22 protein-coding genes and 1 tRNA gene are annotated in these 23,964 nt (G+C 69.7%); 19 read left to right on the top strand and 4 right to left on the bottom strand.

Annotated features, from left to right (window positions below):
- Positions 1-48 precede the first annotated feature (48 nt).
- The 19 genes from SB751_RS16970 to creC all read left to right on the top strand — a co-directional run bounded on the left by SB751_RS16970 (position 49) and on the right by creC (position 19,202).
- Positions 49-738 (top strand): response regulator transcription factor, encoded by a 690-nt coding sequence (locus SB751_RS16970; protein ID WP_144197271.1) that lies wholly within the window; start codon positions 49-51, stop codon positions 736-738.
- 12 nt (positions 739-750) lie between these two features.
- Positions 751-2,316 carry a sensor histidine kinase gene (locus tag SB751_RS16965; protein WP_250025058.1) on the top strand — a complete coding sequence of 522 codons (1,566 nt, stop codon included), beginning with the start codon at positions 751-753 and terminating at the stop codon, positions 2,314-2,316.
- Entirely contained in the window at positions 2,313-2,678 is a 366-nt protein-coding gene (locus SB751_RS16960; RefSeq protein ID WP_144197269.1) for a DUF4212 domain-containing protein, read from the top strand. Before SB751_RS16965 ends, SB751_RS16960 begins: the two co-directional genes overlap by 4 nt.
- A gap of 250 nt (positions 2,679-2,928) precedes the next feature.
- On the top strand, positions 2,929-4,623 hold the full coding sequence (locus SB751_RS16955; RefSeq protein ID WP_144197268.1) for an MFS transporter: 1,695 nt from the start codon (positions 2,929-2,931) through the stop codon (positions 4,621-4,623).
- 205 nt (positions 4,624-4,828) lie between these two features.
- A tRNA-Met gene (locus SB751_RS16950) sits at positions 4,829-4,905 on the top strand.
- Positions 4,906-5,097: 192 nt separating this feature from the next.
- Positions 5,098-6,087, top strand: a complete 990-nt coding sequence (locus SB751_RS16945; protein ID WP_144197267.1) for an MBL fold metallo-hydrolase — start codon at positions 5,098-5,100, stop codon at positions 6,085-6,087.
- A gap of 73 nt (positions 6,088-6,160) precedes the next feature.
- The gene (locus tag SB751_RS16940) at positions 6,161-7,171 is read left to right on the top strand and encodes a LysR family transcriptional regulator (RefSeq protein WP_211943617.1); all 1,011 of its coding nucleotides are present in this window, start codon (positions 6,161-6,163) and stop codon (positions 7,169-7,171) included.
- A gap of 151 nt (positions 7,172-7,322) precedes the next feature.
- The gene (locus SB751_RS16935; protein ID WP_244844878.1) at positions 7,323-8,300 is read left to right on the top strand and encodes an isopenicillin N synthase family dioxygenase; all 978 of its coding nucleotides are present in this window, start codon (positions 7,323-7,325) and stop codon (positions 8,298-8,300) included.
- Positions 8,301-8,307: 7 nt separating this feature from the next.
- Complete coding sequence (locus tag SB751_RS16930; RefSeq protein WP_144197265.1) at positions 8,308-9,087, top strand: alpha/beta fold hydrolase; 780 nt, start codon at positions 8,308-8,310, stop codon at positions 9,085-9,087.
- A complete protein-coding gene (locus SB751_RS16925) occupies positions 9,084-10,064 on the top strand; it encodes an ABC transporter substrate-binding protein (RefSeq protein ID WP_144197264.1) in 981 nt (326 codons plus the stop codon). Before SB751_RS16930 ends, SB751_RS16925 begins: the two co-directional genes overlap by 4 nt.
- Positions 10,065-10,082: 18 nt before the next feature.
- On the top strand, positions 10,083-10,856 hold the full coding sequence (locus SB751_RS16920) for an ABC transporter ATP-binding protein (protein ID WP_144197263.1): 774 nt from the start codon (positions 10,083-10,085) through the stop codon (positions 10,854-10,856).
- Positions 10,857-10,881: 25 nt separating this feature from the next.
- Positions 10,882-11,643 (top strand): ABC transporter permease, encoded by a 762-nt coding sequence (locus SB751_RS16915; protein WP_144197262.1) that lies wholly within the window; start codon positions 10,882-10,884, stop codon positions 11,641-11,643.
- A gap of 33 nt (positions 11,644-11,676) precedes the next feature.
- Complete coding sequence (locus SB751_RS16910; protein ID WP_144197261.1) at positions 11,677-12,192, top strand: nucleoside deaminase; 516 nt, start codon at positions 11,677-11,679, stop codon at positions 12,190-12,192.
- A 27-nt stretch (positions 12,193-12,219) separates the two neighbouring features.
- Entirely contained in the window at positions 12,220-13,011 is a 792-nt protein-coding gene (locus SB751_RS16905) for an FAD binding domain-containing protein (protein ID WP_144197260.1), read from the top strand.
- Positions 13,008-15,290 carry a xanthine dehydrogenase family protein molybdopterin-binding subunit gene (locus SB751_RS16900; RefSeq protein WP_410748236.1) on the top strand — a complete coding sequence of 761 codons (2,283 nt, stop codon included), beginning with the start codon at positions 13,008-13,010 and terminating at the stop codon, positions 15,288-15,290. The genes SB751_RS16905 and SB751_RS16900 overlap by 4 nt, the downstream gene beginning before the upstream one ends.
- A complete protein-coding gene (locus SB751_RS16895) occupies positions 15,287-15,751 on the top strand; it encodes a (2Fe-2S)-binding protein (protein WP_211944206.1) in 465 nt (154 codons plus the stop codon). The genes SB751_RS16900 and SB751_RS16895 overlap by 4 nt, the downstream gene beginning before the upstream one ends.
- Positions 15,752-15,880: 129 nt before the next feature.
- Positions 15,881-16,987, top strand: a complete 1,107-nt coding sequence (locus SB751_RS16890) for an NAD(P)/FAD-dependent oxidoreductase (RefSeq protein ID WP_144197257.1) — start codon at positions 15,881-15,883, stop codon at positions 16,985-16,987.
- Positions 16,988-17,026: 39 nt separating this feature from the next.
- Positions 17,027-17,716: a two-component system response regulator CreB gene (gene creB, locus SB751_RS16885; protein ID WP_144197256.1), complete on the top strand. Its 690-nt coding sequence runs from the start codon at positions 17,027-17,029 to the stop codon at positions 17,714-17,716.
- Between the two features lie 13 nt (positions 17,717-17,729).
- Positions 17,730-19,202 (top strand): two-component system sensor histidine kinase CreC, encoded by a 1,473-nt coding sequence (gene creC / locus SB751_RS16880; RefSeq protein WP_250025050.1) that lies wholly within the window; start codon positions 17,730-17,732, stop codon positions 19,200-19,202.
- Here creC and SB751_RS16875 read toward each other — a convergent pair.
- Genes SB751_RS16875 through SB751_RS16860 form a run of 4 tightly spaced genes read right to left on the bottom strand, consistent with a single transcriptional unit; the run spans position 19,192 to position 23,921 of the window.
- Positions 19,192-20,163 (bottom strand): spore coat protein U domain-containing protein, encoded by a 972-nt coding sequence (locus tag SB751_RS16875; protein ID WP_144197254.1) that lies wholly within the window; start codon positions 20,161-20,163, stop codon positions 19,192-19,194. The two genes, creC and SB751_RS16875, sit on opposite strands and share 11 nt — an antisense overlap.
- A complete protein-coding gene (locus SB751_RS16870; protein ID WP_410748235.1) occupies positions 20,160-22,646 on the bottom strand; it encodes a fimbria/pilus outer membrane usher protein in 2,487 nt (828 codons plus the stop codon). The genes SB751_RS16875 and SB751_RS16870 overlap by 4 nt, the downstream gene beginning before the upstream one ends.
- Before the next feature lie 18 nt (positions 22,647-22,664).
- Positions 22,665-23,372, bottom strand: coding sequence for a molecular chaperone (locus tag SB751_RS16865; protein WP_410748234.1), 708 nt, complete (start codon positions 23,370-23,372; stop codon positions 22,665-22,667).
- A 51-nt stretch (positions 23,373-23,423) separates the two neighbouring features.
- A complete protein-coding gene (locus SB751_RS16860; RefSeq protein WP_144197251.1) occupies positions 23,424-23,921 on the bottom strand; it encodes a spore coat U domain-containing protein in 498 nt (165 codons plus the stop codon).
- Between the last annotated feature and the right edge of the window lie 43 nt (positions 23,922-23,964).

The raw sequence follows: 23,964 nt of genomic DNA, 5'->3' as shown, positions 1-23,964 counted from the left end.
TTCCGCAACCGCGTGGCGTGCGATGCTGGCAACAGGGTGGAGACAACCATGCGCATTCTGATTGCGGAAGATGACGACGTGCTGGCAGACGGGCTTACGCGCTCGCTGCGGCATTCCGGCTACGCCGTTGACCACGTTGCCAACGGCGTGGAAGCCGATTCGGCCCTGTCCACCCAGCACTTCGACCTGCTGATCCTGGATCTCGGCCTGCCTCGCATGCCCGGCCTGGAGGTGCTCAAGCGCCTGCGCACGCGTGGCGCGATGCTGCCGGTGCTGATCCTGACCGCCGCCGACGGCGTGGACGAGCGGGTCAAGGGCCTGGACCTGGGCGCCGACGACTACATGGCCAAGCCCTTCGCGCTGTCCGAGCTGGAGGCACGCGTGCGCGCACTGGTGCGGCGTGGCGCGGGCGGCGGCGCCACGCTGATGCGCCACGGGCCGCTGGCCTTCGACCAGGTCGGCCGCATCGCCTATCTGAACGAGCAGATGCTGGACCTGTCCGCGCGCGAGATCGGCCTGCTGGAGATCCTGCTCACGCGCTGCGGGCGGCTGGTCTCCAAGGAACAGCTGGTGGACCACCTCTGCGAGTGGGGCGAGGAAGTCAGCAACAACGCCATCGAGGTCTACGTGCACCGGCTGCGCAAGAAGATTGAAGTGGGCGGCATCCGCATCGCCACGGTGCGCGGCCTGGGTTACTGCCTGGAGAAGTTCCTGCCGGTGGCGGCGGTGCATGGCTGATCCGGTGGCGGCATGCGCCTGCTGAAACTGCCCTGGGGCCGCCCGCCTGCCCTTCCGGACCCGCCACCGCCTCTGCCGACCCTGGCCGATGCCGCCGCCGAGGACGCCGCGCTGGCGGACGCCCTGCCGCACCTGGAGGAATCGTCCGCCCATCCCTCGCCGCGCTCGCTGTTCGGCGAAATCCTCGACTGGATGCTCGCCCCGCTGCTGCTGCTCTGGCCGATGAGCATCGCGGTCACCTACCTCGTCGCCAAGTCCATCGCCAACGGCCCGTTCGACCGCGCGCTGGAGGCCAGCGCCATCGTGCTCTCCCAGCAGGTGCGCGAAGTGAACGGGCGCGTGACGCTGCAGCTGCCGCTCTCCGCGCGCGAGATCCTGCGTGCCGACGAGACCGACAATATCTATTACCAGGTGGTGGGCAAGCGCGGCGAGTACGTGGCCGGCGACCACGACCTGCCGCTGCCGTCCGAGGACGACCAGGGCCATGCCGGGCTGGTGTCCCTGCGCGACGACCGCGTGGCCGGCAACGACGTGCGCGTGGCCTATACCTATGTGGACCTGAAGAGCGCCGGCTCCCAGCCGGTGCTGGTGCAGGTGGCCGAGACGCTGGACAAGCGCGCGCGGCTGGCCAACGAGATCATCAAGGGCGTGATCCTGCCGCAGTTCGTGATCCTGCCGCTGGCCGTGGTGCTGGTCTGGTTCGGCCTCACGCGCGGGCTGGCGCCGCTGACGGCGATCCAGCAGCGCATCCGGGCGCGCAACCCGGGCGATACCAGCCCCATCGACGAGACCGCCGCGCCGCAGGAAATCACGCCGCTGGTGGCGTCGTTCAATGACCTGCTGGCGCGGCTGGACCTGTCCGTGCAGACGCAGAAGCGCTTCATCGCCGATGCCGCGCACCAGATGAAGACGCCGCTGGCCGGGCTGCGCATGCAGGCCGAGCTGGCGCAGCGCGAGCAGTCGCCCGAGGAGCTGCGCCGTTCGCTGGCGCAGATCGCCGGCAGTTCCGAGCGCACCGCGCACCTGGTGACGCAGCTGCTCTCGCTGGCGCGCATGGAGAACCTGGCCGGCGCAGGCGGGATGGCGCCGCTGGACCTCACCGCGCTGGCGCGCGAGGTGGTCAAGGACTGGCTGCCGCAGGCCTGGGCGCGCCGCATCGACCTCGGGCTGGAAGCCGATGACCACCCGGTGACCATCACCGGCAATCGCCTGATGCTGACCGAGATGCTCAACAACCTGCTGGACAATGCCATCCGCTACACGCCGTCCGGCGGCCATGCCACGGTGCGCGTGGCGGCCGATCCGTTCGAGCCGTTCGCCTATCTCGATGTGGAGGACACCGGCCCCGGCATCGCCCCGGCCGAGCGCGAACGGGTGATGGAGCGCTTCTACCGCGTGCTGGGCACCAATACCGAGGGCAGCGGGCTGGGCCTCGCCATCGTGCGCGAGATCGTGCAGCAGCATGGCGGCGAGGTGGCCATCGACGACCACGTCTACCAGACGTCACCCCGCCTGGCCGGCACGCGGCTGCGCGTGACGCTGCGCCGCGCCGGCGCCGGCGCCGGGGAGGCGGCATGAGGCGTACCCCGCGCGACCGCATGACGCCGCAGGAGCGGCGCGCGTGGCGGCACAACCGGCGCTGGATCGCCGCGCTGCTGGTGGTCTGGTTCGTGGTGTCGTTCGTGGTGAGCTGGTACGCGCGGGAACTGCGCTTCGACTTCTTCGGCTGGCCCTTCTCGTTCTGGATGGGCGCCCAGGGCGCGCTGATCGTCTACGTGGGAATGGCCGCGCTCTACGCCTGGCGCATGAACCGCGCCGACCATGAGTTCGAGCCTGACGGCCACCCTGCCGCGACAGCCGGCGCCGATGCCGATGCCGATGCCGCTCCACGGAACGCGCCGCCCACCCCTCAACGCTCTGCAGGGGCCGATGCTGCATAGCAAGAAGCCCGCGTAACCTGCTGCGTGGCGCGCCCGGCGCTCCGCCGGGCCGCAGTGCAGCAAACGGGGTGGCGCGCAAGCCACGCCACCCGCTAGCGTATACCCCGACGATTTAGGCACCATTCCCGTCATTTCTGTCAGAACGCAGTAAGTTTCACCTCCCACAATCCTCCTCAACTTCGATGCAGAGGTCCGCACACGCGTGGCCGCTGACAACGGGGAACCTTTCGATGAGACGGAGGAGACAATAATGGCAAACGCGCAAAACGTGGCAATGCCGGGGGGCAGTGCACAAAACACGCCAATGACACGCGAGGAGCGGAAGGTCATCGTGGCCTCGTCGCTTGGCACGGTATTCGAGTGGTACGACTTCTACCTGTACGGCTCGCTGGCGGCGGTCATCGCCAAGCAGTTCTTCGCGGGCCTGGACCCCACCTCGGCGTTCATCTTCGCGCTGCTGGCCTTTGCGGCGGGCTTCCTGGTGCGCCCGTTCGGCGCGCTGGTGTTCGGTCGCCTGGGCGACATGATCGGCCGCAAGTACACGTTCCTGGTCACCATCCTGATCATGGGCTTCTCCACCTTCCTGGTGGGCCTGCTGCCCAGCTACGCCACCATCGGCTGGGCGGCCCCGATCATCCTGATCGCGCTGCGCATGCTGCAGGGCCTGGCGCTCGGCGGCGAGTACGGCGGCGCGGCCACCTACGTGGCGGAGCACGCCCCGCACGGCAAGCGTGGCGCGTACACGGCCTGGATCCAGACCACTGCGACGATGGGCCTGTTCCTGTCGCTGATCGTGATCCTGCTGACGCGCGAGCTGACCGGCCCGAACTTCGACACCTGGGGCTGGCGTATCCCGTTCCTGCTCTCGATCCTGCTGCTCGCCACGTCGGTCTACATCCGGCTGTCGATGAGCGAATCGCCGGCCTTCCAGAAGATGAAGGCCGAGGGCAAGACCTCCAAGGCCCCGCTGACCGAGGCCTTCGGCCAGTGGCGCAACCTGAAGATCGTGATCCTGGCGCTGATCGGCCTGACCGCCGGCCAGGCTGTGGTCTGGTACACGGGCCAGTTCTACGCGCTGTTCTTCCTCACGCAGGTGCTGAAGGTGGACGCCAAGACGGCCAACCTGCTGATCGCCGGCGCACTGGTGATCGGCACGCCGTTCTTCATCTTCTTCGGCGCGCTGTCGGACAAGATCGGCCGCAAGTGGATCATCATGCTCGGCTGCGCCATCGCCGTGCTGACCTACTTCCCGCTGTTCAAGGCGCTGACGCACTACGCCAACCCGGCGCTGGAGCGCGCCCAGCAGTCCGCGCAGATCGTGGTCACGGCCGACCCGAAGAGCTGCTCGTTCCAGGGCAGCCCGATCGCCCGCGAGATCGACTTCCGCAGCTCCTGCGACATCGTCAAGCGCACGCTGGCCCAGGCATCGGCCAGCTATGAGGTGGTCAACGCCCCGGCCGGCACGCCTGCCTCGGTGAAGATCGGCGACAAGGAGATCAAGGCGTTCGACGCCACGGTCGTGAAGGGCGCCTTCGACGACGAGAGCAAGGCGAAGATCGCCGCGTTCAAGAAGGAAGTGTCCGGCTCGATGGCCTCCCATGGCTACCCGACCAAGGCCGACCCGGCCCAGATGAACACGATCATGGTGCTGGTGATCCTGGTCATCCTGGTGATCTACGTGACAATGGTGTACGGCCCGATCGCGGCGATGCTGGTGGAGATGTTCCCGACGCGGATCCGCTACTCGTCGATGTCGCTGCCATATCACATCGGCAACGGCTGGTTCGGCGGCCTGCTGCCCACCATCTCGTTCGCGCTGGTGGCCCAGAACGGCAACATCTACTACGGCCTCTGGTACCCGATCATCATCGCCGCCATGACCTTCGTGATCGGCGCGCTGTTCGTCCGCGAAACCAAGGACGTGGATATCTACGCCAACGACTGAGCCAAGTTCAGGTTCAGCGCTACGCAACCGCGCTCAGGATAGACCGGCACCGCAAGGCAGTACACGGCCGGTCACTCCTTCTCAGGCAGATCCACGGATCTGCCATTTTTTTGGGCAGCCGCCCGGGGTCCTGCGGAAGCTTGCATAAAACTGTCACGAGGGTGTTGACAGGCTCCAAAGCGTGGGTATAATTGCGGTCTTCGTTGGCGAATTAGCTCAGTCGGTTAGAGCGACGGAATCATAATCCGCAGGTCCGGGGTTCGAATCCCTGATTCGCCACCATCTATTAGAAAAGCCGCAGTCCTTCACGGGATTGCGGCTTTTTGCTTTGGGCGGCCCTTCGGCCTTCCATCCTGGCCTTCCTCTCCCCGCGTGGCCCTCAGCGCGCATTTTCCGACAGATCATTAGAATGGGCCTCCGGCAACTTCCCTGCCCTATTCGCTTCCACTCCCATCCAGGAAGGATCTGTCTCCCATGAAATCCCTCGCCTTTGCCCCCCAGGCCACACGCCGGCTGGTTCGTGCCGCGCTGGCCAGCCTGATGTTCGCCAGTCTTGCCGCCACGGCCGCGCCCGCGCAGGTCAAGGAGCAGGTGCCCGGCTTCTATCGCCAGCAGGTTGGCGACGTGGTCGTGACCGCGCTCTATGACGGTTATATCGATATCGGCAGCAAGCTCCTCAAGGGCATGCAGGCCAAGGATCTCCAGTCGCTGATGGCGCGCATGTTCGTGGTCGACAAGAACGGCGTGCAGACCGCCGTCAACGGCTTCCTGGTGCATACGCAGGACAAGCTCGTGCTCGTCGATGCCGGCGCGGCGCAGTGCTTCGGCCCGACCATGGGCGGGCTGGTCAACAATATCCGCGCCGCCGGCTACAAGCCGGAGGACGTGGACGCGGTGCTGCTGACCCACCTGCACCCCGACCACGCCTGCGGCCTGACCCAGGGCACCACGGCGGTCTTCCCCAATGCCACGGTCTGGGCCTCGCAGAAGGATGCCGATTACTGGCTGAGCGAGGCCGTCGCGCAGCAGGCCCCCGCGGACAACAAGCCGTTCTTCAAGATGGCCCAGGACGCCGTGGCGCCCTACAAGGCCAAGGGCGCGCTCCACACCTACGCCGACGGCGCGCAGCCGCTGCCCGGCTTCAGCGTGCTCGGCACGCCGGGCCACACGCCGGGGCACAGCTCCTACCTGGTGACGTCGAAGGGCCAGACGCTGCTGCTCTGGGGCGACATCGTCCACAGCCATTCGGTGCAGATGGCGCACCCCGAGGTGTCGATCGAGTTCGATTCGGACCAGCAGCAGGCCATCAAGACGCGCAAGGCCGTCTTCGCGCAGGCCGCCGCCAAGGGCTGGCTGATTGCCGGCGCGCACATGCCGTTCCCGGGCCTGGGCCACATCCGCAAGGATGCGCGCGGCTACAGCTGGGTGCCGGTGGAGTACAGCCCGATCCGCGCCGACCGCTGATCGGGAGGGAGGGGGGCGAACCGGACGCGCGCGCCGCCCCCTGGTGCTGGCACGGTGCATGCTCGATCCGGGCATGCACATCCACGCCCGCGCCATCAAGTATTTCGACATGATCCGCCGCTGCGGCTCCATCCGCGAGGCCGCGCGGCGGCTGCACGTGGCCTCGTCGGCCATCAACCGCCAGCTGTTGCAGCTCGAGGAAGAGATCGGCAGCCCGCTGTTCGAGCGCATGGCTACCGGCCTGCGCCTGACCCCGGCCGGCGAGGTGTTCTCGCGCCACGTGATTACCGTGCTGCAGGACGAGCAGCGCCTGGCCACCGAGCTGGAGCTGCTGCGCGGCGTGCGGCGCGGCTCGCTCAGCGTGGCGGCCGTGGAAGGGCTCAATGCCGACCTGATGCCCGCCATGCTGACGCAGATGCACCGGCGCTACCCCACCATCCAGATCGACGTGCGCATCTGCGGCTCCGAACAGGCCGCCCAGACCGTGATCGATGGCGAGGCGGACCTTGGCATCGGCTTCTCCATCCGCCGCCACGACGGCCTGCGCCAGTGCATGGTGTCGCGTTTCGCGCTGGGCGCCATCGTGCCGCCCGGCCATCCGCTGGCCGGCCTGCCACACGTGGACTTTGCCGAATGCGCGGCCTATCCGCTGATCCTGCCCCGGCCGGAGTTGTCGATGCACGCGCTGCTCCAGCCCGTGCTCGCCCATCACAAGCGCGCCTTGCAGGTGCTGCTGGAAACCTCGTCGATCGAACTGGCGAAGGGCCTTGTCGAGCGTGGCGTGGGCATCTTCTTCCAGAGCCGGCTGGGCCTGGAGCGCGAACTGCGCGACGGGCGGCTGGTGCACGTGCCCTTGGACACCCCGGCGCCGATCTGCTCGGAACTCGGCGTCTACGTGCGCGCCGGCCGCACGCCGCCGCCAGCGCTCGACGCCTTTATCCGGATTGCCGCCGAGGCCATCGAGGCGCGCGAGCGCGAGGAAGCCCTCGCGCTGCGCAAGCCCGCCGCGCTGCACCGCGACCGTGCCCCGGCGCGCCAAAGCGAGGCATCCCCGGAGCCGTTCGCGCACGCCTTGAGTGCATGAGCGGATAGCCGCCCCGTCCCCCGCCGCGCTACCCGCCGGGGTGCTCTAACTTCGGCATCGCCCCGCGCAAAAATCGGCGCTATCCAGCGCAGGGGGGCGTCTCTAGACTGGGCTGCATCCGTCGCCCAGCCTTCGAGGCCCGCCGCTCACCGTGACTGCCACCGCCCCCGCCTCCTCCGCCTCGCTTAGCCTGCCCCTGATCGACATCGCCGGACTGCGCAGCGCGGACCCCGCCGCGCGCCGCGCCGTGGCCATGCAGCTGCACGATGCCTGCGCGCATCGCGGCTTCTTCTACCTGACGAACCACGGCATCGACCCGGTGCTGATACGCGATGTGTTCGCGGCCAGCCAGCGCTTCTTCGACCTGAGCATGGCCGACAAGCTCGCCGTGGACAAGCGCCTCTCGCCCTGCAACCGGGGCTATGAGCCGCTGCGCGCCCAGACGCTGGAAGCCGGCGCGCCGCCCGACCTGAAAGAGAGCTTCTATATCGGCGCCGAGATTGCCGCCGATGACCCGCGCGTGCTGGCCGGCCGCTTCAATACCGGCCCGAACCAGTGGCCCGCCACCCTGCCGGATTTCCGCGACGTGATGGAGGCGTATTACCAGCAGGCGTACGCGCTGGGCGCCACCGTCGTGCGCGGGCTGGCGCTGGCGCTGGACCTCCCCGAGGACCATTTCGATGGCTACCTGCACGACGCCTCCGCCACGCTGCGGCTGCTGCACTACCCGCCCCAACCCGCGCAGCCCCAGCCCGGCGAGAAGGGTTGCGGCGAACATACCGACTTCGGCGGCGTGACCCTGTTGCTCCAGGACGAGACCGGCGGCCTACAGGTCTGGGACGCCCTCCAGGCCAGCTGGATCGATGCCCCGCCCGTGCCCGGCGCCTTCGTCGTCAATATCGGTGACCTGTTCGCGCGCTGGACCAATGACCGCTACGTCTCCACGCTGCACCGGGTGATCAACCGCTCGGGCAGGGAGCGCTATTCGGTACCGTTCTTCTTCACCGGCAACCCGCTGCACGAGGTGGCCTGCCTGCCGACCTGCCGTGCCGAAGGCGAGACCGCCAAGTACCCGTCCGTGACCGTGGAGCAGCATCTGATGGACTGCTACCGGCGCACCTACGGCTGAGCCGGTCATGTCGATGCCCCGCCCCCACATCGTCCTGATCCATGGCGCCTGGCAAGGCAGCTGGGCCTTCGCCGCCTGGCAGCCGATGCTCGAAGCCGCCGGCTGGCAGGTGCACGCCGTGGACCTGCCCGGCAACGACCGCAGCCCCGAAAGGCGGGCCGATGCCACCCTCGCCGGCTACACCGCCCACGTGTGCGCACGGCTGGCCGCGCTGGACGCCCCGGCCGTCGTCCTCGGCCACAGCGGCGGCGGCCTGACCGCCTCGCAGGTGGCCGAAGCCCTGCCGGACCGCGTGCGCGCGCTGGTCTACCTCGCCGGCATGATGCTGCCCGCCGGCATCAGCTTCGGCGACGTGATCGCCCAATGCCGCGCCGCCGATGCCGGCTTCCACTACACCGGCATCGTGCCGCATCTCGCATGGGATGCCGATGGCACCACCAGCCGCGTGCCGCCCGCCGCCGCGCGCGAGATCTTCCTGCACGACTGCCCGTCCGAGGCCGCGCAAGCCGCCGCCGCGCGGCTGTGCCCCCAGCCCGACACAGGCCGCGACATGCGCAACACGCTCAGCGCCGCGCGCTTCGGCCGCGTGCCGCGTGTCTATGTCGAATGCCTGCAGGACCGCTCCGTCACGCTGCCGCTCCAGCGGCACATGCAGGCGCTCACGCCGGGCGCCCACCGGATTTCGCTCGACTGCGGCCACGTGCCGCAAGTGGCCTGCCCCCAGGCCCTGACCGACGCCTTGCTGCCCCGCCTTTCCTCAATGCCGTTCCCCGGAGTTCGACCATGACCCTGCGCCCCCTGATCGCTTCGCTGCTGCTGGCCTGTGCCGGCGCCGCCCACGCCGCCGACAAACTCACGGTCCAGCTCGACTGGCTGCCCGGCGGCGACAAGTCCTTCGTCTATGCCGGCGTACAGCAGGGCTTCTTCAAGGAGGAAGGGCTGGAGGTCAGGATCCTCCCGGGCCGTGGCTCCGCCGACGCCGTGACCAAGATCGCCTCCGGCGCCGCCGATGTCGGCTTCGGCGGCATCGCCGCGCTGATGACGGCCGCCGCCGAGGGCAAGATCCCGGTCAAGGCCGTGATGTCGCTCTACTCCAACCAGCCGGACGCGCTGTTCACGCGCGCGGACAGCAAGATCCAGTCGCTCAAGGACATGGAAGGCAAGACCGTGGCCATGCCGACGTTCTCGTCCTCCAACGCGCTGTGGCCGGTGGTGCTGCAACGCAACGGCATCGACCCGGCCAGGATCAAGGTCATCAAGGCCGACCCGGCCACGCTGGCGCCGATGCTGGCCCAGCGCCGCGTGGACGCCACCATCAACTGGGTGACCGTGGCGCCGGCCTTCGGCGCGGTGCTCAAGCAGGCCAACCAGGAACTGTCGGTGCTGCCGTGGACGCGCTTCGGCCTCGACGGCTACGGCTGGTCCGTACTGGCCAGCGACAAGACCATCGCCGAGCGCCCGGACGTGCTCAAGCGCTACCTGCGCGCGCTGAACAAGTCGCTCGATTATTCGATCCAGCACCCGCAGCAGGCGGCGGAGGCGCTCAAGGCGGCCGTGCCCGAGGCGGACGTGGCCGTGGTCAAGGCCGAGTTCGAATCGTCGATCCCGCTGCTGCGCAACGACATCAGCAAGCGCGATGGCGTCGGCAGGTTCAACCCCAAGCTGCTCGCCGCCACCTGGGGCTGGGTGGCGCAGTCGATGCAGTACGCGCCGGCCAAGGTAGACCCCGAGACCCTGGTCGACCGCCGCTTCCTGACCCAGTAAAGGCAACCGCCGAGGCCCATGCAAACTGTCATCGACCTGAACACGGTCACGCAAACCTTTGTCTCCAGCGATGGCAGTCCCGTCACGGCGCTGCAAGGGGTGGACCTGCACCTGCGCCGGCACGAGTTCGTCTCGCTGATCGGGCCGTCCGGGTGCGGCAAGTCCACCATCCTGCGGCTGATTGCGGGGCTGCTGCGGCCAAGCAGCGGCGAGGTGTCGATCTTCGGCATGCCGGTCACCGAGCCGCGCGACGAGATCGGCATCGTGTTCCAGAAGCCGACGCTGCTGCCGTGGCTCAGCGTGCTGGACAACATCACCTTCCCGATGCGCCACAAGTACGGCCGCGTGGATGCGCGCGACCAGGCCCGGGCGCGCGAGCTGCTGGCGATGATCGGCCTGGGCGACTTCGGCCACAAGCGGCCGGACGAGCTCTCCGGCGGCATGCAGCAGCGCGTGTCGATTGCGCGCTCGCTGCTGCACGACCCCGACATCCTGCTGATGGACGAGCCGTTCTCGGCGCTGGACGCCCTCACGCGCGACGAAATGAGCTTCGAGCTGCTGCGGATCTGGAACGAGCGGCCCAAGACGGTGGTCTTCGTCACCCATTCGATCCAGGAGGCACTGCTGCTCTCGGACCGCATCGTGGTCATGAGCGCGCGCCCCGGGCGCGTGGCAGACATCATCGACGTGCCGCTGCCGCGCCCGCGCAACCTCGCCACGCTGGCCGACCCGGTCTTCACGCGGATGGCCAACGACATCCGCGTGCAGGTCTTCAGCCACAAGCCCCAGTAACTGGTTTCCTAAACCCGCCCCCGCCATGACAGCGTTCCTGAACCGCCACGCCAGCCTGTGCGTCTTCGTGCTCGTGCTGATCCTCTGGGAGGCGGGCTGCCGCCTGCTGCACGTGCCCGAGTACATCCTCCCGGCGCCCAGCGTGATCGCGCGGGCCGCCACCGAACTCGGCGCGGCGCGCTGGTTCGAGCATCTGGCCGCCACGCTGGAGGCGGCGCTGGCCGGCTATGTCGTGGCGATCTGCCTGGCGCTGCCGCTGGCCGTGGCCATCACGCGCTCGCCACTGCTGTCGCGCATCGTCATGCCGTGGCTGGTGGTGATCCAGTCCACGCCGATCGTGGCCGTGGCGCCGATCATCGTGGTCACGCTCGGCGCCGGGGTGCTGCCGCGCGTGGTCATCACGACGATGATCGCCTTCTTCCCGCTGGTGGTGTCCACGGCGCTGGGGCTGGCGTCGGTGCCGGCGGAGCTGGTGGAGCTGTCGCGCTCGCTGCGCGCCACCACCGCGCGCCAGTACTGGCAGATCCGCATGCCGTTCGCGGTGCCGTATGTGTTCGCGGCGCTGAAGGTGTCGATCACGCTGGCTATCGTCGGGGCCGTGGTGGCAGAGTTCGTCGCCGCCGAGAAGGGGCTGGGCTACCTCATACTGTTCACCACCTCGTCGTTCAAGGTGCCGGTCGCCTTTGCCGCGCTGATCCTGCTGGTCATCAGCAGCCTCACGCTCTACGGGCTGGTGCAGCTGGCGTACCAGCGGCTGTTCCCCTGGAGCCAGGGCAACCGGGCCTGAGCGACGATCCATCCCCTCACGGAGACCCTGACCATGTCCGAACCCACCACCCTGCCCGCCCAGGGCCTGCCACCCACGCCGGAACAGATCCGCCGCCACCTGCGCCGCGCCCAGCAGGTGGCCGAGCGCGCCGTGACGCTGGGTCACCACCCGTTCGGCGCCATCCTGGTCGGCCCGGACCAGGAAACCGTGCTGCTCGAGCAGTGCAACATCGACACGGTGAACCACGCCGAATCCACACTCGCGCGCGTGGCCGCCACCAACTTCCCGGCCGACTACCTGTGGGGCTGCACGCTCTACACCACCGTGGAGCCGTGCTGCATGTGCGCCGGCACGGCCTACTGGGCCAATATCGGCCGGGTGGTGTTCGGCATGACCGAGCACGCGCTGCTGCAATGCACGGGCAGCCACGCCGAGAACCCGACTATGAGCGTGCCGTCGCGCTACGTGTTCGATCACTGCCAGAAGGCCGTGGACCTGATCGGCCCGGTGCCCGAGATGGAGCCCGAGATCGCCGAGGCGCAGCGCCGCTTCTGGGCGGGCCGATAGTCTGCCCATCGCCGGCCGCCAATCGTCATGGAACTCGTCACGCCCGCCTCGCCACAAGCCGCCCAGGCACTGGCCGACCAGCTTGGCCCCCGGGCGCGCTTCATCGCCGGCGGCACGCTGATCCAGCAGGAATGGGACGAGCCCCGGCTGGCGCCGCGCGACGTCTGCTATATCAATATCCAGCACTGGCCCGAGACCTGGCCGATCACGCTGGAAGCGGGCACCCTGCGCATCGGCGCCGGCGCGCGGCTCGAAGCGGTGCGGCGGCACCCGCTGGTCGGCACCCACGCGCCGCTGCTGGCGGAGGCCATCGCCCAGCTTGGCGCGCTCGGCGTGCGGCATCTCGGCACGCTCGGCGGCAATATCGGCTGGGGCATGGGCGACGCCGCCCCGGTGCTGCTCGCCCTCGATGCCGAAGCCGAACTGGCCGATGGCCGGCGCGAGCCGCTCGCGCAGACCCTGCAACGCCCGGTGCGGCCGCTGATGGTGGCCTTCCACCTGCCGCGCGCGGATCGCCACGGCGCCGTGCACGCGGTGTTCGAGAAGGTGGGCTACCGCGCGGCGTTCTCGCCGGCGCGGCTGCGCATGGCGTTGCGCTGGCACGATGCCGGCCGAGGATGCGCGCTGAGCCACGCCGCCGTGGCCGCGCCGGACCTGCCGGTGCGCCGCCTCGCTGCCGTGGAGGCGCTGCTGGCACGGACGTCGCCCAATCTCGCCACGCTGCGCGCCGCCTGCCTTGCCGACGCCCTGCCACCCCCGCTGGCCGCCATCGCCAGTCGACTGATCGCCGGCCATTGCGGCCTGCTGACGCCGCCATGAGCGCCTTGCCGCCGTTCGCCACCCCGCACCGCACGCGGCGCCTCGCCGACGATGCCACCTCGCCGCGCCCGGACGCCGCCGCCAAGCTGTCCGGCAATCCCGGCTACCTGACCGACCGCATCGCGCCGGGCCAGCTGCGCGGCGCCATCCTCGGCAGCCCGCATCCGCATGCGCGCATCGTGCGGATCGACACCCGTGCTGCCCGCGCGCTGCCCGGCGTGCATGCCGTGGTCACGCATGCCGACATCCCCGGCGTGGCCGACTACGGCCTGCGCAAGATCGACCGCCCGGTGCTGTGCCGCGACAAGGTCCGCTACGTGGGCGACCCGGTGGCCGCCGTGGCCGCCGTCGACATGGCCACCGCGCGCGCCGCGCTGGCGCTGATCGACGTGGAATACGCGCCACTGCCGCTGGTCGATGACGCCGAAGCCGCGCTGGCGCCCGAGTGCCCGGAGCCGGCCCACGTCCACCCGGGCGGCAACCTGCTGCACCGGGTCACGCATCGCCGTGGCGATCTGGCCGCCGCAGAAGCGGCGTCCGTCCATATCGTCGAGGACACCTACACCACGCCGCGCCAGATGCATGGCTTCCTGGAGACCGAGGGCGGCGTGGCCGAGCCCGATGGCCATGGCGGTCTGCGGCTCTGCTTCGGCGGCCACAACCCGGCGCGCGAGCGGCAGGTCATCGCGGACATGCTCGGCCTGCCGTACGACCGGGTCAGCGCGATCGGCACGCCCGTGGGGGGCTCCTATGGCGGCAAGGACGAACTGACCGTGCAGCCCATCGCCGCGTTGCTGGCGTGGCAGACGCAACGCGCCGTACGCCTGCACCTGACGCGGCCGCAATCGGTGGATTTCGGCGTGAAGCGGCACCCGATGCGCATCCGCATGCGCACCGGGTGCGACGCGCTGGGGCGGCTCACCTTCCAGCAGGTGGATATCCTCGCCGACACCGGCGCCTACGCCACGCACGGCCCCGAGGTGCTGGACGCCGCCGTGGAGCACGCGCCCGGCCCCTATCGCTACGCCGCCGTGGCCATCCATGGCCGGCTGGCCTACACCAACAACGGCGTGGCCGGCGCGTTCCGGGGCTTCGGCGCGGTGCAGGTGCAGTACGCGCTCGAACAACAGATCGACCGGCTGGCCGCGCGCGCGGGGCTGGACGCCGCGCGCTTCCGGGCGATCAACCTCGCCGCGCCGGACGCGCCGGGGCCACTCGGCCAGCAGGTGGTGCCGTTCGACGGCCCGCACCGCGCGCTGGACGTGGCACGCGCCCAGCCGCTCTGGCGCGGCCTGCACCGCTGGCACAGTGGCGAAGGCCGCTACGTGCATGGCGTGGGGCTGGCGCTGGTCCATCGCAGCGACGGCTTCGGCAAGGGCGGCCCGGGCGCGAGCCGGATGGAACTCGCCCTGACCGCCGATGGCGCCATCGAACTGCGTTGCGGCTTCACCGAACTGGGCCAGAACCTCGTCGGCACCATCCGCAGCCTTTGCGTGACGCATCTGGGCTGCGGAGCGGACGATGTGCGCGCGGTGCTCGGCGACACGGCCTGCGCGCCGGACTCGGGCCCCGTGGCGGCCTCGCGCGCCACCACCCTGGTCTGGCGTACGCTGACCCACGCCGCGCAGCCGTGGCGCGAAACCCTGCTGGGCGCCGCCGCCGCGCGGCTGGGCCGGCCAGCGCAGGGGCTGCGGCTTGGCGCGGGCGGCGTGCACGATGCCCACGGCCTGTGCCTGCCCTACCGGGCGCTGGCCGATGCGCTCGGCGCCGCCCGCCCCTGCATCGGCGTGGACCTGCCGCCGGAAGACCCCGAGGACAACGCCCACGACACCCACTTCGTGTTCGGCGCGTGCGCGGCGCTCGCCCAGGTCCGGGTGGATACCTGGAGCGGCGTGGTGGCGGTGGAGTCCATGGTGATGTGCACGGCGCTGGGGCCGGTGGCCTCGCCGCAGGGCTACCTCGGCCAGATGGAGGGCGGCGCGGTGATGGGCCTGGGCATGTGCGTGCAGGAGGACCTGCCGTGCGAGGGCGGGCGCTATACGGCGCGCAATCTCGACACCTACCTGATGCCGACGCTGGCCGACGCCCCGGCGATGGACGTCATCGCCATCGAGAACCTGCCCGACGGCGACCCCATCGGCCCACGCGGCGCGGGCGAGATCAGCGTGAACTTCGCGGTGCCCGCCATCGCCAATGCCATCGCCGTGGCGCTGCGGCACCCCGTCACGCGCCTGCCGGTGCAGCCGGCGCAGGTCATCGCCATCCTGGAGCAAGCGTGATCTCTCTCACCCTGAACCTGACGCTGAACGGCGCCCCGGTGCGCATCGACTGCGCCCCCGACACCCGGCTGCTCACGCTGCTGCGCGAGCATTGGGGCCTGACCGGCGCCAAGCCCGGCTGCGAGGTGGGCCGCTGCGGCGCCTGCATGGTCTGGCTGGACGACGCGCCGGCCAACGCCTGCCTGGTCATGGCGTGGCAGTTGGAAGGCCGCGCGGTGCGGACCATCGAGTCCGTCGCGGCAGACGCCGCCAGCCTGCCCGTGCGCGAGGCGCTGGCCAGTTGCGGCGGCGTGCAGTGCGGCTACTGCACCGCGGGCATGGTGATGACGATGACGCACCTGCATCTGCGCGAGCCCCGGCCCTGCCAGGCCGAAGCCTGCGCGCTGCTCAACGGCAACCTCTGCCGCTGCACCGGCTACGGCGGCATCCGGCGCGCGGCGCAGACGCTGTTCCCCGACTGATTCCGACCGATTCCGACCGATTCCGACCGATTTCGACCAATTCCGACGGCGTCCGCGCCTCACATTCGCCTCATACCGGCTTCACCCTCGCTGGCAACACTCACTCCGTCCAACTTCAGGAGCAGTGACATGACGGCAGCCGGTGCGAATTTCGATGCGGACGTGGTGATCGTGGGGGCCAGCTTCGCGGGCGCGGCCTGTGCGCTGGCGGCAGCGCGAGCCGGGCTGCGCGTGGTGGTGCTGGAGCGCAAGGTCGATCCGGGCGAGAAACTGCACACCACCGGCATCATCGTGAAGGAGGCCGCCGAGCAGACCTGGCTGCGCCACGCGCCGGCAGACTGCCTGCACCGGGTGGAACAGGTGCGGCTCTACGCGCCCAGCCTGCGCAGCCTGGCGCTGCGCGCCCCGGGCTACTACTTCCTGACGACCGATACCCCGCGCCTGATGCGCTGGCTGGCTGCCGAACTGGTGTGCCATGGCGTGGACCTGCGCCTGGGCACCGCGTTCACCGGCGCCCAGCCCTGCGGGGGTGGCTGGCGCGTGCCCGGCGTGGGCCGCACGCGCTACCTCGTGGGCGCGGACGGGGTGCGCTCGCGCGTGGCGATCACGGCCGGGCTGGGGCGCGTCCACGACTTCCTCTACGGCGTGGAGTACGAGTTTCCCGGCATGACGCTGCCCGAGCCGGGCGCGCTCCACTGCTTCGTCAGCAAGCGCTTCGCCCCGGGCTATATCGGCTGGGTGACGCAGAACCCGACCGGCGTGCAGGCCGGCCTCGCGCTGCGCCAGGCGCCGCGCCGCCCGCGTGCGCCTGACATCGACGGCTTTCTGCAGCGCGTGCGCCATCTGCTGCAAATTCCGGACGACGCCCTGCCCGGCGCCACGCGGGCTGGGCTGATTCCGTGCGGCGGGCCGGTCGCGCCCATCGCCGGACCCGGGGTAATGCTGACCGGCGATGCAGCCGGGGTGGTCTCGCCGGTGACGGCAGGCGGCATCCATTCGGCATGGCGCCACGGCGAGACCATCGGCGAGGCCATGGCCGCCCACCTGCTCCACGGCGGGCCGGCCCCGGAGCGGGTGGCGGCGGCCAGCGCACCGCGCTTCCTGACCAAGCGCGCGCTGCGCTGGGTGTTCGACCGCCTGCAGTTCGACTGGCCGTTCGAGGTGCTGCTCCATTCCGCGCCGCTGCGGCTGGCCGCCGAGCGGGTCTACTTCCATCGGCGTGGGGTGCGGGCCTGATAAGATCGCGCCAATCTCAGCATCCCGGGCCCGGAATCGATGAACCCGCCGACCGTCGTCGTGGTGGAAGACGAAGCCGCCATCGCCGACACCATCCTCTATGCACTGCGCACCGATGGCATGCAGGCCGAGCACCTCGTGCTGGGCGGCGACGCGCTGCAGCGGCTGCGCGCGGCACCGGCCGACCTTGTGATCCTGGATGTGGGCCTGCCGGACATGAGCGGTTTCGAGGTCTGCCGGACGCTGCGCACGTTCTCTGACGTGCCAGTGATCTTTCTGACGGCGCGGCACGAGGAGATCGACCGCATTGTCGGGCTGGAGATCGGCGCGGACGACTACGTGGTCAAGCCCTTCTCGCCGCGCGAACTGGCGGCCCGGGTGCGGGTGATCCTGCGCCGTGCGGGGGGCCGGGCCGGGGCGCCATCGGCTACGGCGCCACCGCCCGCGCGGTTCACCCACGACGCAGCCGGCGCCCGAATCGCCTTCCACGGCCAGTGGCTGGCCCTCACGCGCTACGAGTACCGGCTGCTGGCGCTGCTGGTGGCGCAGCCGGGGCGCATCTACTCGCGCGCCCAGCTGATGGACATGGTCTGGCACGACGCCGCCGACACCATCGACCGCACCGTCGACACCCATATCAAGACCGTGCGCGCCAAGCTGCGCGCGGTGGACGCCACGTTCGACGCCATCCGCACCCATCGTGGCATGGGCTACTCGCTCGATCCCTGAGCGCCCGGCCGGCATGCATATCGGACTCCGCATCTTCTTCGGCTTCTTCCTGATCGTCGGGCTTGCCGCGTTCCTCACGCTGCGCGTGTTCGTGCAGGAAGTGAAGCCGGGTGTGCGCCAGGCGATGGAGGACACGCTGGCCGATACCGCCCAGGTGCTGGCGCTGCTGGCTGCCGACGACATGCAGCAGGGCCATATCGCCGATGGCGCGTTCGCGCGGCGCGTGGCCACGCTGGCCAGCGTGCCGGTGGACGCGACGATCTGGGGCGTGCACAAGGACACCATCCACTACCGGGTCACCATCACCGACACCCGGGGCGTCGTGCGCTTCGACTCCGCCGGCACCGCCACGGGCGCCGACCACTCCCGCTGGAACGACGTGGCGCGCACCCTGCAGGGCAAGTACGGCGCCCGCAGCACACGCATCGACCCGGACGACGAGGACAGCACGGTGATGCACGTCGCGGCGCCGATCCGGGCCGATGATGTGGGCGGTACGCCCCATAGCGGCCCGATCATCGGCGTGCTGACCGTCTCCAAGCCGAATCGCGTGATGGCGCCCTTCATCGACCGCAGCCGGCAGAAGATCCTGCTCCACGGCCTGCTGCTGATGGGCTGCGCCTTCGTGATCGGGCTGGCGTGCACGCTGTGGCTGGTGCACGGGCTGCGCCGGCTGCAACGCTACGCCCGCGCGGTGGCCGCCGGCGAGCGCGCCGAGATGCCGCTGCGCGGCGCCGGCGAGCTGGCGGAGTTGGGACGCGCCGTGGAGACGATGCGGCTGCGGCTGGAGGACAAGCAGTACGTCGAGCACTACATCCACACGCTGACCCACGAGATGAAAAGCCCGCTGGCGGCTATCGGCGGTGCGGCGGAGCTGTTGCAGGAGGAGATGCCCGCCGCCGACCGGCGCCGCTTCGCCGCCAATATCCAGGGCCAGACCCGGCGGCTCGAACTGATGATCGGCAAGCTGCTGATGCTGGCGGCGGTGGAGCAGAAGCAGCAGCTCGATGCCAGCGAGCCGGTCGCGCTGCTGCCGCTGCTGGAGGCGCTCGCGGAGGCGTGCGAGCCGCGCGCGCGACAGCGCGGCATCACGCTGCGCCGCCAGCCGCTGCCGGCTGGCTGGGGCGCGCCCGGGGTCCGCGGCGACCCGTTCCTGCTGCATCAGGCGTTGGCCAACCTGCTCGACAACGCGCTCGACTTCTCCCCGGCGCAGGGCACGGTGGAGATCGCCGTGCTGCCCGGCTCATCCGGGATGATCGACATCCGCATTACCGACGATGGTCCGGGTATCCCCGCCTACGCGCAGGGGCGGCTGTTCGAGCGCTTCTACTCGCTGCCGCGCCCCGATGGCCGCGACAAGAGCACCGGCCTCGGGCTCTGCCTCGTGCGCGAGGTGGCGGCGCTGCACCATGGCCGCATCGCCGTGGAGAACCGCCCCGGCGGCGGCGCGGCCGCCACGCTGTCGCTACCCGCCGCTAGTACGTGATGGTGACGATGATCGTGTCGCGATAGAGCCCCGGCGCTGCCCCGGCCTGCGGCGGCACCATCCCGTACACCGTGGCTTGGTTGGTGACGCCGGTCCCCGTGCTCATCATGGTGGTCGACCCGCCCGTTCCATCTCCCCATGCGATGTTGTGCGTGGCATCGACATACAAGCCATACGTCAGCGTCTCCGTGCCGCCGTCGCGTGTCATCTTGCGCGAGGTTGGCGTAGCCCCTGCGCCCGTGCCGTTGTTGAGCGCCAGCGCATAGGCCGTGCCCGCCGAGCAGGTCACGCTGATGTTGCCGTTGGCCGACACGGGCCCGCTAATCAGGCCGATCTGCCCGAAATCGATATTGGTCGCCGTGATGTTGCAGTCCGACACCACCGTCGCGCGCACGGTGAAGGTCCATGACGTACCCTGCGGCATACTCGACGAGCAGGCTGGCGGTGTGGACACATAGCCCTGTACGTTCATCGAGGTGTCCGCGGTGGTATAGATCGCGCTATAGCTGCCGGGCCGCACGGTCGCCTGCGGCAGCAGCATGTAGCCGTAATACATCACCGTAGCGGTGGCCATGCCGAACGAATCCGCCTGCATCGTCACCGAACGGGGCTGCGCGGGCGTGAGGTACACGGAGCCCCAGGGTGTGGTGTGCGAGGCGTTCTGGTAGAGGTTGTACGCGAGCGGCGTCGCGGTCGTGCCCGTCATCGTCCGGTTCGCCACCGTGCCGCCGCCCGGCGAGCCGAAGCTCAGGCAGACGCGGGCGAACTTGGTCGTCATGTCGGTGCACTCGACCTTCACCTCGCCGTTGACACCGACAGGCGTGGTGGTCAGCACGTTGACCTCGCCAAACTCGATATCGCTCATCGTGACGGTGCAGTCGATGGCGTAGGCGCTGCCCGCCCACCACAACCAGGCGAACAGCCCGCAGGCCAGCAGGTGGCGAACCAGACGGGCGTTCATGGGCGCTCCCGCAGGACACAGGGGAAGGGGCCGATGGAGGTCATCACATCGCGCGGGGCATAGGGCACCTGCGCCGTGCAGGTCCTGTCGCCAAACGTCACCGTCACCCGGTTGTCCGGCTGCAGCGCGGGGAGGAACACGGCGCCGTCGTAGCCGACCACGGCCGTGGCATCGCTGCCTTCCAGGACGACGTGCGCCCCTACCGGCAGCGGCTGGCCTTGTGCGTCGACCAGCAGCACGGTGGCGCCCTCGTAGCGCGTGACCGGGAAGCGCACCGTCACGCCGGCGCGCGTGGGCGGCACCACGACCTGGCGGTCCGTCGTCACGCTGGCCTCGGCCGGCAGCCCGAGGGTGCTGATAGCGATCCGGTTGCCGTCGTAGGGCAGCAGGTCGGGCACGAGCAGGCGGCCGCCAGCGTTGGTTTTGCCCACCAGCCGGTTCTCGCGCAGCACCGGCACATCGGCCAGGCCGTCGGTCGACACCACGGCGAAGGCGTCGTAGATCGACCGGCCGGCCAGCACCGCGCCGTCCGCCACCACCAGCGAGCCCGCCCCGTAGAGCGAGACATGGTTCGACTCGATACTGCCCGAGTTAATGTGCTCGGCCTGCGCCGTCACGTCGCCATAGCGGCCGCGATAGTCCACCCGGCCGAGGCCGCGGCGATAGGTTTCGCTGCCGGCATCGGCCTGTACGTTCCAGCCGAAGCCGCCCTTGTCGTAGTCGACGGGCCGGTTGGCCGTCACCGAGACACTCTTGCGCCCGTCGTACGAACTGGCGTTCGTGCCGACGCTCACGCTGTTGCCGAGCGAGACGGTCACGCCGATGAAGGCGCCGACGGTCTGCCGCTGGTCGTAGTCCTTGAACACGTTGGCGAAGATGTTGAATCGCGAGCCAATGGACGCCGTATAGCCGACCGATACGATGCGCGAGCCGCCGAGGAACGACGCGTCCTGGCGCGAGTAGCTGACCGACAGCGTCTGCCGCGCCGTCAGCGGCACGCTGAGCGTGATGTACAGCTGATTCTCCGGCACGGGAACGCCCTCGAGCGTGCCGAGATCGCGATACTGGTTCGCCGCGTGGATGCCCTGCACCGTGAAGCTGAACGCGCGCGAGATGTACTGGTAGCCGCCGCTGAACTGCATGCCGCTGGCATCGCCTGTACTGCCGGAGATTGCCGCGTTCGCCACCCCGAAGTACCCGAGCTGCACCAGCCCGCCGATACCTGCGTTGCGCAGGCCGCTGGCGGCCTCCGCATGCGCTTCCACGGTTACGGCGTCGGTCACGCCGTAACGACCCGAAGCGGTGGCGGTGGGCGAGCCGGCGTAGTCGAAGGACAGGCTGCCGTAGTTGCGCCGCGCGTAGCCGGCCTGGACCGCGTACTCCGACAGTCCCCTGGCGAGCAGTCGCGCATCAACATACAGCGGCCGGTTGACGATCACCTCGCGCCCCAGCTGGTCGCGGTAGACCAGCGTGGCGGTGCCCGCGCCGGTCAGCGCCGGCGGCGTGGCGATCACGAAGGGGCCGCCCGACGACTGCGCCGAGAACTGGCGCAAGCCGTTGAGGTAGAGGTCCACCGTGGTCGGCACCACGGCACTGCCGCCCAGCGACGGCACCGGATAGGTCACGAGGTCCGGGCGGGTGTCGAAGTTGTGCGCCACGCTGACCCCGCCCATGCGCACCGCCCGCGACCACGGCAAGGCAGCGGAGACGAAGTCGCCAACCGTATAGCTCATCAGCCGGCGGGGGTCCTGGTAGGTCCAGTAGGTGTCCTGGCGCAGGTACTCGGTCTGGCCCTCGTGCAGCGTGGTAACACCCGAGTTCTGCAACACGCCGAGCGGCGAGTAGAAGCGCAGCTCGCTCGACAGGGACAGGGTCCGGTTCAGGCGGTCGTAGCTGTCGGCAAAGGCCTGCTCCCCAATCAGCGGCTGCGGACCGTGCGTACCGGCGCCCTGCAGCGGGCTGGGATTGCGCTGCACCTCGCGCTGCTCGTCCAGCGAGAGCCGCGTGGTCTGGAGATTGAACGCGTAGTTCACCACCAGGCCGGTGCCCGACTGCACCGGGGGCAGCGCGGGCGGCTCGGCGCCGAGCCGCTGGGCCCGGAGCAGCCCCTCGGGCACGCGCAGCGCGATGCGCTGGGCGGCGGCGTCGTAGTCGTAGCCGAGGCCAGGCACGGCGTCCAGGGCGATCTGCTGGTCTGGGCCGAACGGCAGTTCGTCGACGCGGACGCCGAGTTCCTCCAACTCGCCGGCGGCCATGTACAGCACACCGGCCCGCCGGTCGACGCGAACGATCAGCTCCTTTTCGACACCGTTGACAGCCGCCTGCAGGTAGAAGGCGGTGGAGGCACCGTCATCGGCCTCCGGCACCGGTTGCGACCACGCATGCGCGCCGGCCATCAGGTCCATCGCAACGCTGCAGAGCAGCGCGAGCGCCAGCTTGCGGGGTGCGCGGGCGGCGGCACCTCCACGGGGCGGTTTTGACATGGGCGGGCACGGTCGGCATCAGAGATCGACCAACATCTCGCGCCCGTTGATCAGCATCTTGACGCGCGTGGGCCGGCCCTTGGCCGCGGCGTCCGCTGGCAGCGGCAACTTCCATTCGACCGACTTGCCCGGCAGCACGTAGCCGAGCAGGCCCGGCACCACGGGGCTGGTGCCGCCGCCACGGTATTCCACCGACACGTCGGTGGCCTGCGCATGGGTTTCGCCGCGGTTCACGGCGCCGAGCTTCACCAGATTGCCGTCGGCGGAGGCCGTCACCGTGACCTGCGCGGGCTTGAGCTTCTCGCGCGGGATCACGAACACCGGCAGCGAGTAGCGCATCTGCAGCGTCACGCCGGTCGGTCGAGGCTGGCTGTTGTCCAGCACCTCGTCCACCAGCACCCGATACGCCTCGACCTGCGTGGCCAGGGTTTTTTCCGTGCGCACGAGCCGGATCGACTGCGTCTGGCGCGGCGCCAGCGTCAGCATCGGCGGGCTGGCGACGAGCCGGTTGGTGGGCGACAGTGCGTCCTCGCCCCGCACCTGGTCCCAGCCGAACAATCGCACCTGCGCGTTGAGCGGCGTGTCACCCTGGTTGGTCAGCGTGATGACGGCAGCGGACTGGCCAGGCGGAATCAGCGTCATGGTCGGCTTGACGTGAATCGTCGCCGCGTTCGCATAGGCCATCGTCAGCAGGAACGCAAAAGTCGCCAGGAGTTTTCTTGTCATGTTGTGTCTCCGACAGGGGGTCGGGTGAAGATGGCGCGGCAGGCGCGCGGCTCAATACTGGACAGTGACGGTCACCAGCGACTGATAGGTGCCCGCCGCCGGCATGGTCTGGGGCGGCATGCGGCCGTAGATCGTCCGCTCCTGGTCATTGCCGTTGCCGGTGGCGCCGACGGTGTCCGTGCCGACCGTCTGGCCCCAGACCGCCGTGCGGGCGGCGTCGCTGTACAACTGGTATTTCAGCGAATTCGTGCCGTTGCTCATGCGCCGGTCCGGCACCGTGGAACCGGTGCCGTCACCGGGGTTCAGCGCGATCGTGTAGGCGGTGCCGGTCGTGCAGGCCACGATGATGACGCTGGTCACATCCACCGGCTGGCTGATCGCGCCCACTTCGCCAAAGGCGAGGTTCGGCGTGCTGCGGATGTCGCAATCGCTGACCACCACGGCGCTTACGAGGAACGTACCGGTCTTGGTGGCCGCCCCTGCCAGCTGTGGCATCGGCAGTGACAGCACGGCCGCGATGGCCATGACACGTGAAAGACGAGCAGGCATGACATCTCCTTGTCCGGATCATCGGGTTCGCAGTGCACGCGGT

It is taken from the genome of Cupriavidus sp. SIMBA_020 (assembly GCF_046535395.1).
Classification (GTDB): Bacteria; Pseudomonadota; Gammaproteobacteria; order Burkholderiales; family Burkholderiaceae; genus Cupriavidus; species Cupriavidus campinensis.
This window is presented reverse-complemented; position numbering and strand designations above follow the sequence as displayed.